Here is a 9,852-nt window from a genome sequence, read left to right as displayed (position 1 = left end):
CCCGGAAACCCACCCGGACGGGACCACCTCACGCCAAGAACTCAGGCCAAGAACACCTCAGCGGCGAGCAACACCCTCCGCCCGAGCCGCCGCGGCAACCGCCGCCGTGACCGCCGGGGCCACCCGCTCGTCGAAGGGGGACGGGATCACGTAGTCCGCCGCCAGATCGTCACCGACCACGGACGCCAGCGCCTCCGCCGCCGCGATCTTCATGCCCTCGGTGATCCGCGAGGCCCGCACCTGCAGCGCGCCCGCGAAGATCCCCGGGAAGGCCAGCACGTTGTTGATCTGGTTCGGGAAGTCGGACCGCCCGGTCGCCACCACGGCCGCGTACTTGTGCGCGACCTCGGGGTGCACCTCGGGGTTCGGGTTGGCCATCGCGAACACGAAGGCGCCCTTCGCCATCGAGGCGACCGCGGACTCCGGCACCGTACCGCCGGAGACGCCGATGAAGACGTCCGCGCCCGCCAGCGCGTCCTCCAGGGAGCCGGACAGACCCGCCTTGTTGGTGAACCCGGCGAGCTCCCGCTTCACGGACGTGAGGTCGTCCCGCTCGGCGGAGACGACGCCCTTGCGGTCGGCGACGGCGACGTCCCCGATGCCCGCCTCGACGAGCATCTTGGCGATGGCCACGCCCGCCGCGCCCGCTCCGGAGATCACCGCACGAAGATCTCCGATGGACCGCCCGCTCAGACGCGCCGCGTTGCGCAGGGCCGCCAGCGTCACGACGGCGGTGCCGTGCTGGTCGTCGTGGAAGACGGGAATGTCGAGCCGCTCCTGGAGCCGCCGCTCGATCTCGAAGCACCGGGGAGCCGAGATGTCCTCGAGGTTCACGCCGCCGAAGGACGGGGCGAGACGGACCACGGTCTCGATGATCTCGTCGACGTCGGTGCAGGCCAGCGCGAGCGGAACCGCATCCACGCCGCCGAACTGCTTGAACAGGATCGCCTTGCCCTCCATCACCGGGAGGGAGGCCTCGGGCCCGATGTCACCGAGCCCCAGCACGGCCGTACCGTCCGTCACGACGGCGACAACCGACGACTTCCACGTGTAGTCGTGGACGAGATCCGGCTGCTCGGCGATGGCGCTGCACACCTTCGCCACGCCGGGTGTGTACGCGAGGGACAGGTCGTCCTTGTCGCGGATCGGCACGGTGGCCTGCACAGCCATCTTGCCGCCGCGGTGCAGCGCGAACGCGGGGTCGAAGGAATCGAGGGGCTCCGCCCCTCCGTCCTGTCCCGTATCGCTGTCGCTGCGAGGATTGACGATCTCCGCTGCCACTTTGTCTTACCCCTTAGGTCTTCATGGTTTGAGGGTGGCCACTCCTGGTTGAGAAGTGGGCGGGCACCGCGTACGGCCCTGGTCACTGATGCGTACGGGCCGGTACGCGACGGGCGCGCCGCACACGCGCCCTGAGCCCCGGATGAGGGGTGTAAAGAACCTTCTTACCGGACGACCGGCGTCGAGGACGAGTCCAATACGTCCAAGGTCACATGGCGGAACACAAATCGATCATCGATCACCGGAGACCGGTGACATGAATCATGGAACGCCATCCGGACAAACCACGGGCAGGCCTTGACGATCACCGCAGAACCGTTCGGGCGACCGGGCGCCACCCGGGCAGGGACGTCCGTCGCGCGCTTCACGCCGGAGATCTTCCGGCCGGAATGCCAGATTCCCGCAGATGGTCCGGTCGTGATGTACGGACATACGACGGTTCGGGGGTCACCCGTTATCCGATTTTGACATGACCGGCCCCCTGAATGGTCCAGTCCGAATGGCAAGATGCCGTCATCACACGAGGTCGCGACACTCGAAGGCGTGTGCTCTCGTCGACCTGAGGAATGAAGGCAGCGCTGCCGAGCCGATCGGCAGCCGCCCCGCCCATCGGCAACTCCACCCATCCGCCGGAGGAACCCACCATGACCGCAAGCTCCACCCGTCGTACGACCGCCGCGCGCACCAGGACAGCCGCGGTAGGTGCGATCGCGGTCGCAGGCGCCCTGATTCTCACCGGCTGCGGTGACCAGACGGACAGCGGCAGCAGCACCAAGGAATCCGCGTCCTCCAGCAGCGCCCCGCTGTTCGCCAAGCTGCCCGCGAAGATCCAGAAGGCCGGGGTCATCAAGGTCGGCACCAACGCCGAGTACGCCCCCATGGAGTACCAGGAGGGCGGCAAGATCGTCGGCGTCGACCCCGACATCGCCGCCGCGCTGGGCAAGCAGCTGGGGGTGGAGTTCCAGTTCACCTCGGGCTCCTTCGACGGCCTGATCACCTCCCTGAACTCCGGACGCTACGACGTCGCCATGTCCTCCATCACGGACACCAAGGCGCGCCAGGAGGGCCTGGACGAGAACGGCAAGAAGCTCGGCCCGGGTGTCGACTTCGTCGACTACTTCACCGCCGGCACCGCCATCTACGTCCAGAAGGGCAACCCGAAGAAGATCGGCTCGATCGAGGACCTCTGCGGCCAGAAGGTCGCCGTGCAGCGCGGCACGACCTACGAGCAGGCCCTGCAGAAGCAGTCCAAGGCGTGCACGGACGCCGGCAAGAAGAAGCTCGACATCGAGGCGTTCGACAACGACACCGAGGCGCAGACCCGCGTGAAGTCGGGCGGCGCCGTCGCGGGCGTCAACGACTACCCGGTGGCCGTGGACCTCGCCCGCAAGGCCGACGGCGGCAACGCCTTCGAGGTCGTCGGCGAGCAGGTCGACGCCGGTCCGTTCGGCATCGCCGTGAACAAGGACAACAAGCAGCTCACGAGCGCCCTCGAGGCCGCCGTGAACGCCATCATCAAGGACGGCACCTACAAGAAGGTCCTGGACAAGTGGGGCGCCCAGACGGGTGCCGTGGACCAGGCCGCGGTCAACGGCGGCAAGTGACGGACCCCGCACCACCGAAGGGCAGTCACGGTGACTGACAAGATCGACAAGGAACCGGCGGACACGCCACCGCCGGCCTCCTCCGCTCCGCAGACCATCAAGGCCATCCCGGTCCGCCACTACGGCCGTTACGTCAGCGCGGTCGTCGTGCTGGCGCTGGTGGCCCTGCTGGTCAACGCGTTCGCCACGGCCGAGAAGATCCAGTGGAGCGCGGTCGGCGACAAGCTGTTCGACTCCACGGTCCTCGCGGGGGCCGGCCGCACCCTGCTGATCAGCGTCCTGGCGATGGTCGTGGGTGTGGTCCTCGGCGTCCTGCTGGCCGTCATGCGGCTCTCCAAGAACCCGGTGACGAGCTGGGTGGCCTGGGTCTACATCTGGTTCTTCCGCGGGACCCCGGTCTACGTCCAGCTGCTGCTGTGGTTCAACCTGGCGCTGATCTTCCCGATGCTGAATCTCGGTCCGATCTACAAGGACGAGATGACGGACGTGATGACGCCGTTCATGTGCGCCCTGCTGGGCCTCGGCCTCAACGAGGCCGCGTACATGGCGGAGATCTGCCGCGCCGGTCTGATGGCCGTCGACGAGGGCCAGACGGAGGCCGCGCACGCGCTCGGCATGAGCCACGCCCGGACGCTGCGCCGGATCGTGATCCCGCAGGCGATGCGGGTGATCGTGCCGCCGACGGGCAACGAGTTCATCAACATGCTGAAGACCTCGTCGCTGGTGTACGCGGTGACGTACAACGAACTGCTGCGCGCCACCTCGACGATCGGTTCGACGTCGTACGCGGTGATGGAGATGCTGTTCGTGGCCTCCATCTGGTACCTGGTCATGACCAGCGTGTTCAGCGTCTTCCAGTACTACCTGGAGCGCCGCTTCGCCCGCGGTTCGTCCCGCAACCTGCCGGCGACCCCGTTCCAGAAGATCAAGGCGAACCTGCTGGGGCTGCGCCGCGAAAGGGGTGCGGCATGACCGCCATGGTGAAGGCGGAGGGCGTCCACAAGTCCTTCGGGCTGGTGGAGGTCCTCAAGGGCATCGACCTGGAGGTGCGGCAGGGCGAGGTCTTCTGCCTGATCGGCCCCTCCGGTTCCGGCAAGTCGACCTTCCTGCGGTGCATCAACCACCTGGAGAAGATCAACGCCGGCCGTCTGTACGTCGACGGCGAGCTGGTGGGCTACCGCCAGAAGGGCGACAAGCTGTACGAGCTCAAGGACAGCGAGGTCGCCCAGCAGCGCCGGGACATCGGCATGGTGTTCCAGCGGTTCAACCTGTTCCCGCACATGACGGCCGTCGAGAACGTCATGGAGGCCCCGGTCCAGGTCAAGGGCGCGAGCCGGGCCCAGGCCCGGGAGCGTGCCCGGGAGCTGCTGGAGCGGGTGGGCCTGGCCGACAAGGCGGGCAGCTACCCGGCGCAGCTCTCCGGCGGCCAGCAGCAGCGGGTGGCGATCGCCCGGGCGCTGGCGATGGACCCGAAGCTGATGCTCTTCGACGAGCCGACCTCGGCCCTGGACCCGGAGCTGGTCGGTGACGTCCTCGACGTCATGCGCGACCTGGCCGAGTCCGGCATGACGATGGTCGTCGTCACCCATGAGATGGGCTTCGCCCGCGAGGTCGGCGACAGCCTGGTCTTCATGGACGGCGGCGTGGTGGTCGAGTCCGGCGACCCCCGCGAGGTCCTGACGAACCCTCAGCACGAGCGCACCCAGGCGTTCCTGTCGAAGGTCCTCTAGCGGTCCGGCCGGTATCACGCGGCACGACGCCGAAAGGGGCGGTACGGGACTCCCGTACCGCCCCTTTCGCGCGGGCGCCTACTTGAGCGCGAGCAGCAGGGTGTCCGAGGGCGAGCACCACACCGGCCGGACCTCCCCGAAGCCCTTCTCGCGCAGCACGCGTGCGTGCCAGGCGGCGGACGGGGTGTCGCCCTCGGCGTGCTCGCCGTAGATCTCGAAGCGGCGGGCCGTCGGTCCGGCGAGGACGGGGTCCTCGGCGGCGACCTGCCACCACGCGGCCCAGTCGAGGGCTCCCTCGCGCTTGGCCCGGTCCATGTGCGCGTGGCGCTGCGCGCGTTCGGCCGCGTTGATCCTGGGCGTGGTCTCGTCGATCATGTGGTCCGCGTTCATGAGGACACCGCCGTCGCGGACGAGGGCGGCGAGCCGGCCGTAGAGAGCGGCGAGGGGTTCGCGGTGCAGCCAGTGCAGGGCCGTGGCGGTCAGGACGGCGTCGTAGGAGTCGTACGGCAGTCGCTCGGGCCAGTGCGGGTCCTTGAGGTCGGCCGTGACGAGGGTGACCCGCTCGTCGTCCGCGAACGTGCCGGCGGCGATGGTGAGGAGTGCCGGGTCGAGGTCCACGCCGGTGCTGGTGGCCTCGGGGAACCGGGCGAGCAGCCTGGCCGTGATGGTTCCCGTGCCGCACGCGAGGTCGAGGACGCGCGGCCGGGGCCCGACGAGGGCCTCGACCATGTCGAGCATGACCCGGAACCGCTCCTCGCGGTCCGGCATGTACCACTCCTGCTGCCGGTCCCAGCTCTCCTGCCAGGCCTGCCAGTCGGTTCCGACACCGGTCGTCATGGGAGCCCCCTGTCCGCTCACTGTCGTAATACCCTGGAAGCACGATCAGCTGTTACCCGACCGCACCACGACGATAGAACGCCTCCGTAAGGACTACAAGTGGAACTGGCCTATTACTCGGACTACGCCGTACGTCTGGTCAACAGCGAGGACCCGGCCCGCGGCAAGGACTCCCTGACCTCGGTCGAGGCCGTCCGCGAGCTGTTCGGGGTCAGCAAGGAGGCGGGCCGGCGGGCCACCGAGGCCGACGTCACCCGCTTCCGCTCGGTGCGGGGGCGGCTCAGGGCCGTCTTCGAGGCGGCCGACGGGGGCGACGAGACCCTGGCGGTGAACCTACTGAACTCGCTGCTGCTGGAGTTCCCCGTCAGCCCGCAGATCTCCGGGCACGACTTCCGCGACGACGACGGCCGCCCGCTGTGGCACATGCATCTGGCGGACCACCCGTCCAACGCCACCGCCGGGTACGCGGCGATCGCGGCGATGGGCCTGGCGTTCCACCTCACCGAGTACGGCGTGGACCGGCTGGGCCTGTGCGAGGCCGCGCCCTGCCGCAACGCCTACCTCGACACCTCCACGAACCGCTCCCGGCGCTACTGCTCCGACCGCTGCGCCACGCGCGCCAACGTGGCCGCCTACCGGGCCCGCAAGCGCCTGGAGGCCGACCGGTCCGGGAAGACGGGCCGCACGGCGGACAGCGCCCAGCGCACGGCGGCCAGCGGCGAGCGCTGAGCGGCTTTGAACGGCCGGTACCGGAGCCGGGCCCTGCCCAGCACGAGCTCTTCCGGTACGACGCCGTAGTCCGTGCTGTCACCGCCCGCGAACGCGTTGTCGCCGAGCACCCACCAGCCGCCCTCGCGCCGCTCCACGGCCCGCTTGACGACGAGCAGGTCCTGCTGGAACGGGTGCCGCAGGACCACGATGTCACCGGGGACGACCCTGGCCCCCCAGTGCACGACGAGCCGGTCCCCGTGCTGGAGCGTGGGCACCATCGAGGGCCCGGTCACCTCGGCCACCCCCACGAAGGGCAGCAACGACCTCTCCCGCTCGGTCTCCTGCGACAGCTCCGGCATCCCCGGCACCTCCCCGGTACGTTCGTCCACCAGTCTCAGTCTGACCCCGGACTTTTGTCCTAAGCCCATGGGGGCACCCGCCTTTTCGGCTGTCCCAGGGAGTAATGTCGCACCTGAGAAGACGATCACGAGGAAGGAATGCTCCATGCTTTCCCGCCTGTTTGCCCCCAAGGTCAAGGTCAGCGCACACTGCGACCTGCCCTGCGGTGTGTACGACCCGGCCCAGGCCCGCATCGAGGCGGAGTCGGTGAAGGCCGTGCAGGAGAAGATGGCCGCCAACGACGACCCGCACTTCCAGGCGCGTGCCACGGTCATCAAGGAGCAGCGCGCCGAGCTCGCGAAGCACCACGTTTCCGTGCTCTGGAGCGACTACTTCAAGCCCCCGCACTTCGAGAAGTACCCGGAGCTGCACCAGCTGGTCAACGACACCCTCAAGGCCCTCTCGGCCGCCAAGGCGTCGACCGACCCGGCGACCGGCCAGAAGGCCCTGGACTACATCGCCCAGATCGACAAGATCTTCTGGGAGACCAAGAAGGCCTAGGGCGACGCGCGTACGGGAAGGGGCTCGGCCGGCTGCATGCGGGCAGGGCCCCTTCTTCGTACCGTGATCCTCTCGCTCGTGCCGCTCGTCAGCTCAGGACGAGCAGCACGGCCAGGGCGACGAGCAGGGAGTCGACCCGGTCCAGCAGGCCGCCGGAGCCGGGCAGCCAGTGTCCGGCGTCCTTGACCCTCGCCCCTCGTTTGATCATCGACTCCAGCAGGTCGCCGGCCGGTCCGCCGGCCGCCACCGCGAGGGCCGCGGGCCAGCTGAGCGCGGACAGCACGGCGAGCACACCGGTCCCGGCGGCGGCCCCGGCCAGGGTCCCGCTCCACCGCTTGGCCGGTGACAGCGGCGACAGGTGCGGCCCGCCCAGGCGCCGTCCGGCGAAGTACGCGGTGATGTCGGCGACCGAGACCGCCACGAACAGTGCCAGCCCCATCGCACCGAGCGGCACCAGCGCGGCCAGGACGCTCAGCCAGGCCAGCCCGAGCAGCCCGGCGCCGAGCCGGCGCAGCCCGTGGTCGGCGTCGCCGTTCAGCAACGGCATCGCCGCGAGCGCGAGCGCCCCGACCGCCAGCACCCGGAGCACCTCTCCGGGCGCCAGCCAGGTGGTCAGCACCACCCCCGTCACGGCCGCGGCCAGCACCGCCCGGTCCGGCGGGCCCAGTTGCATCAGCCCGCCGAACTCCAGCACCGCGATCACCCCGACCACCACGGCGACGGCCGCGGCACCCGGCTCGCCCCACCAGAACGCCGCCGTGACCAGGGGCACCCCGACCGCCCAGGCGCACCACCGGACCATCAGCTCACGGCGCCGGGACGCCGCCACCGCGACACCGCCGAGGGCCAGCGCCCCACCGAGCCAGGGCGCCAGCGAGGCCACGGTGATCACCGGGCGTATTCCGTGGCACCGAGGGGCCGCAGCACGTCCAGGGCGGCCCGGCAGGCCGCCACGATGCGGGCGTTCTCCGCGGTGTCCCGGACCGCGACGCGCACGGTGCGCCCCTCGTAGCACGGCGACAACGGCGACAGGTCGCGCAGGTACACGCCGTGGCGGCGGCACTCGTCCACCAGTTGCGCGGCACTCGGCCCGTCCGTCGGCAGGGTCAGACAGAGGAAGTTCGCCACGGACTCCTCCACCGTCGCATCCGGCGCCGCCGCGGCCAGGTCCGCGGCCAGTCCCCGGCGCAGGGCGTGGGTGGCGAGCCAGTGGTCACGGTAGTGGTCCGGGTCGCGCAGCGCCGCCACGGCGGCCAGCTGTGCCGGCAGGCCGACCGGCCAGGGCGGCGTCCAGCGGCGCAGTTCGGCCGCGCCGGCCGGTTCGGACACCGTGTACGCGGCCCGCAGGCCGGACAGCGCGTACATCTTCGACAGCGAGGTGCACACGGTCACCCGGGGGTCCGTCGCGGCGAGCCCGGCGAGCGACTCGTGCGGGCCGACGTATCCCAGGTACGCCTCGTCGATCCACCAGTGCGTACGGTCCGGCGCGGCCTCGATCAGGGCGCGCAGCCCGGACGCCGGCGCGTGCCGCCCGGTCGGGTTGTTCGGGTTGACCACCACCACGAGGTCGTAGCGGCCGGAGTGCACGGCGGCGGCCAGCCGGTCCGGATCGATCCGCCAGCCGTCCTCGCGGCGCAGCGGGAACCGGTCCACCCGGCATCCGATCACCCGCTCCGTGACATGGGCGTACTCGCCGTAGCACGGGTCGGTCAGCAGCACCCGGCTGCGCGGGGTCAGCCGGCGGCCGAACGCCCGGAAGATCAGGTCGGAGGAACCGGCGCCCACCGCCAGGGTGTCCGGCGGCAGGTCCCGGACCGCGGCGATCTCGGCCGACAGCCCCTCGGCCGCGGTGGGCGGCGAGGTACGGGCGACCCAGCCCGGGTCGTCCGCGAGCGCCGCCCGCACTCCGGGGGCCGGCGGGAACCAGGCGTCCAGCACATCGGCCATGACGATGTCGTGGCGCCGGTCGAGGGTCCGGAAGTCCGTGCCGACGGCGGTGAACGAGGCACCGCCGTGCTCGCAGCCGTCCGGCCGGGGCGCGAAGGGCATGTCCAGCCGCCAGTCCACCAGGGACCGCAGCCGCTCCAGCGCGCTGCCGTACCGCGTCAGCGCCCGCCTGGTCAGCTCGGGCACCCCGCCGGTCAGCACCTCGAAGGTCGCGGCGCCGCTGCGGACGGTACGGCCGACCGGGCGCAGGCCGACGGCCCGGTACATGTCGAGCACCTCGGTGCGCCCCATCGCCACCACCCGGCGCCCGCCGCGGGAGGCGATCCAGCGCAGCGCCGCGTACATCAGCAGGGGCGCCGCGGAGGTGGTGCGCCGACGCGGCTCGACGGTGAGGATGCGCACCTCGAACACGTCGTGGCCGTCCAGCACGGGCAGTTCGTCCCGGGTCAGGTACTTGTCCAGGCCGAACCGCCCCAGCCAGGGCGGCGTCAGGCTGACGAACCCGACGCGGGCGGCTCCGCGCGCCGCGACGAGGTAGACGTTCTCACCGTCGAGCCCGTCGCTCAGGCGCCCGGCCGGATCCGGCGGATGCTGGCCCAGCTCCTGTGCGTACACCCGGTGACGCAGTTCGTGGATCCAGTCCAGATCCTCCGAAGTGGCTGAGCGCAGCTGCAGGTCGCGAACCATGGGCACCTCTTTCGACGCGGGTGGTCTGCATCATGGGAAACCCGCGCCGCCCCCGGTAGAGCCGAGTACCGCCACCGGCCTGAGTACGGGTACTCAGGCGCGGTCGCCCCTCGTGTGCGGTGGTCCCCGGCCCGCCCCGAACCGCTCCCCTAGAC

At 70.6% G+C, this 9,852-nt stretch carries 10 protein-coding genes; 5 read left to right on the top strand and 5 right to left on the bottom strand.

From position 1 onward, the window contains the following. Nucleotides 1-57: 57 nt before the first annotated feature. Nucleotides 58-1,281 carry an NADP-dependent malic enzyme gene (locus EHS43_RS27500; protein ID WP_125193437.1) on the bottom strand — a complete coding sequence of 408 codons (1,224 nt, stop codon included), beginning with the start codon at nt 1,279-1,281 and terminating at the stop codon, nt 58-60. Nucleotides 1,282-1,925: 644 nt separating this feature from the next. Between EHS43_RS27500 and EHS43_RS27490 the strand changes: the two genes are divergently transcribed. The 3 genes from EHS43_RS27490 to EHS43_RS27480 are packed head-to-tail and all read left to right on the top strand — an operon-like array spanning nt 1,926 to nt 4,615. Continuing rightward, complete coding sequence (locus EHS43_RS27490) at nt 1,926-2,885, top strand: ABC transporter substrate-binding protein (RefSeq protein ID WP_125193436.1); 960 nt, start codon at nt 1,926-1,928, stop codon at nt 2,883-2,885. Nucleotides 2,886-2,915: 30 nt separating this feature from the next. Further along, the gene (locus EHS43_RS27485) at nt 2,916-3,857 is read left to right on the top strand and encodes an amino acid ABC transporter permease (protein ID WP_125193435.1); all 942 of its coding nucleotides are present in this window, start codon (nt 2,916-2,918) and stop codon (nt 3,855-3,857) included. After that, nucleotides 3,854-4,615: an amino acid ABC transporter ATP-binding protein gene (locus EHS43_RS27480; RefSeq protein WP_125193434.1), complete on the top strand. Its 762-nt coding sequence runs from the start codon at nt 3,854-3,856 to the stop codon at nt 4,613-4,615. The genes EHS43_RS27485 and EHS43_RS27480 overlap by 4 nt, the downstream gene beginning before the upstream one ends. 78 nt (nt 4,616-4,693) lie before the next feature. On the opposite strand, the gene EHS43_RS27475 is transcribed toward EHS43_RS27480, so the two are convergent. Beyond that, entirely contained in the window at nt 4,694-5,452 is a 759-nt protein-coding gene (locus tag EHS43_RS27475; RefSeq protein ID WP_125193433.1) for a trans-aconitate 2-methyltransferase, read from the bottom strand. 99 nt (nt 5,453-5,551) lie between these two features. On the opposite strand from EHS43_RS27475, the gene EHS43_RS27470 reads away from it, so the two are divergent. Further along, on the top strand, nt 5,552-6,181 hold the full coding sequence (locus EHS43_RS27470) for an ABATE domain-containing protein (protein ID WP_125193432.1): 630 nt from the start codon (nt 5,552-5,554) through the stop codon (nt 6,179-6,181). On the opposite strand, the gene sodX is transcribed toward EHS43_RS27470, so the two are convergent. Then, nucleotides 6,085-6,522 carry a nickel-type superoxide dismutase maturation protease gene (gene sodX / locus EHS43_RS27465; protein WP_125193439.1) on the bottom strand — a complete coding sequence of 146 codons (438 nt, stop codon included), beginning with the start codon at nt 6,520-6,522 and terminating at the stop codon, nt 6,085-6,087. The two genes, EHS43_RS27470 and sodX, sit on opposite strands and share 97 nt — an antisense overlap. 145 nt (nt 6,523-6,667) lie before the next feature. Here sodX and sodN point away from each other — a divergent pair, with 145 nt between their 5' ends. Continuing rightward, the gene (sodN, locus tag EHS43_RS27460) at nt 6,668-7,063 is read left to right on the top strand and encodes a superoxide dismutase, Ni (protein ID WP_020136639.1); all 396 of its coding nucleotides are present in this window, start codon (nt 6,668-6,670) and stop codon (nt 7,061-7,063) included. An 88-nt stretch (nt 7,064-7,151) separates the two neighbouring features. Here the strand turns inward: sodN and EHS43_RS27455 are convergent, their stop codons facing one another. Further along, nucleotides 7,152-7,955 carry a phosphatidate cytidylyltransferase gene (locus EHS43_RS27455; protein ID WP_185806435.1) on the bottom strand — a complete coding sequence of 268 codons (804 nt, stop codon included), beginning with the start codon at nt 7,953-7,955 and terminating at the stop codon, nt 7,152-7,154. Then, a complete protein-coding gene (locus tag EHS43_RS27450) occupies nt 7,952-9,697 on the bottom strand; it encodes a histidinol-phosphate aminotransferase family protein (protein ID WP_125193431.1) in 1,746 nt (581 codons plus the stop codon). The genes EHS43_RS27455 and EHS43_RS27450 overlap by 4 nt, the downstream gene beginning before the upstream one ends. Nucleotides 9,698-9,852: the final 155 nt, after the last annotated feature.

Origin of the sequence: Streptomyces sp. RP5T, from assembly GCF_003933965.1 — a bacterium.
In the GTDB taxonomy this organism is placed as follows: Bacteria; Actinomycetota; Actinomycetes; order Streptomycetales; family Streptomycetaceae; genus Streptomyces.
This window is presented reverse-complemented; position numbering and strand designations above follow the sequence as displayed.

What these genes read in the sequence shown, in the direction of transcription:
- EHS43_RS27480 (WP_125193434.1), top strand. Translation starts at nt 3,854, where the DNA reads ATGACCGCCATGGTGAAGGCGGAGGGCGTCCACAAGTCCTTCGGGCTG.
- EHS43_RS27490 (WP_125193436.1), top strand. Translation starts at nt 1,926, where the DNA reads ATGACCGCAAGCTCCACCCGTCGTACGACCGCCGCGCGCACCAGGACA.
- EHS43_RS27475 (WP_125193433.1), bottom strand. Translation starts at nt 5,452, where the DNA reads ATGACGACCGGTGTCGGAACCGACTGGCAGGCCTGGCAGGAGAGCTGG.
- sodN (WP_020136639.1), top strand. Translation starts at nt 6,668, where the DNA reads ATGCTTTCCCGCCTGTTTGCCCCCAAGGTCAAGGTCAGCGCACACTGC.
- EHS43_RS27450 (WP_125193431.1), bottom strand. Translation starts at nt 9,697, where the DNA reads ATGGTTCGCGACCTGCAGCTGCGCTCAGCCACTTCGGAGGATCTGGAC.
- sodX (WP_125193439.1), bottom strand. Translation starts at nt 6,522, where the DNA reads ATGCCGGAGCTGTCGCAGGAGACCGAGCGGGAGAGGTCGTTGCTGCCC.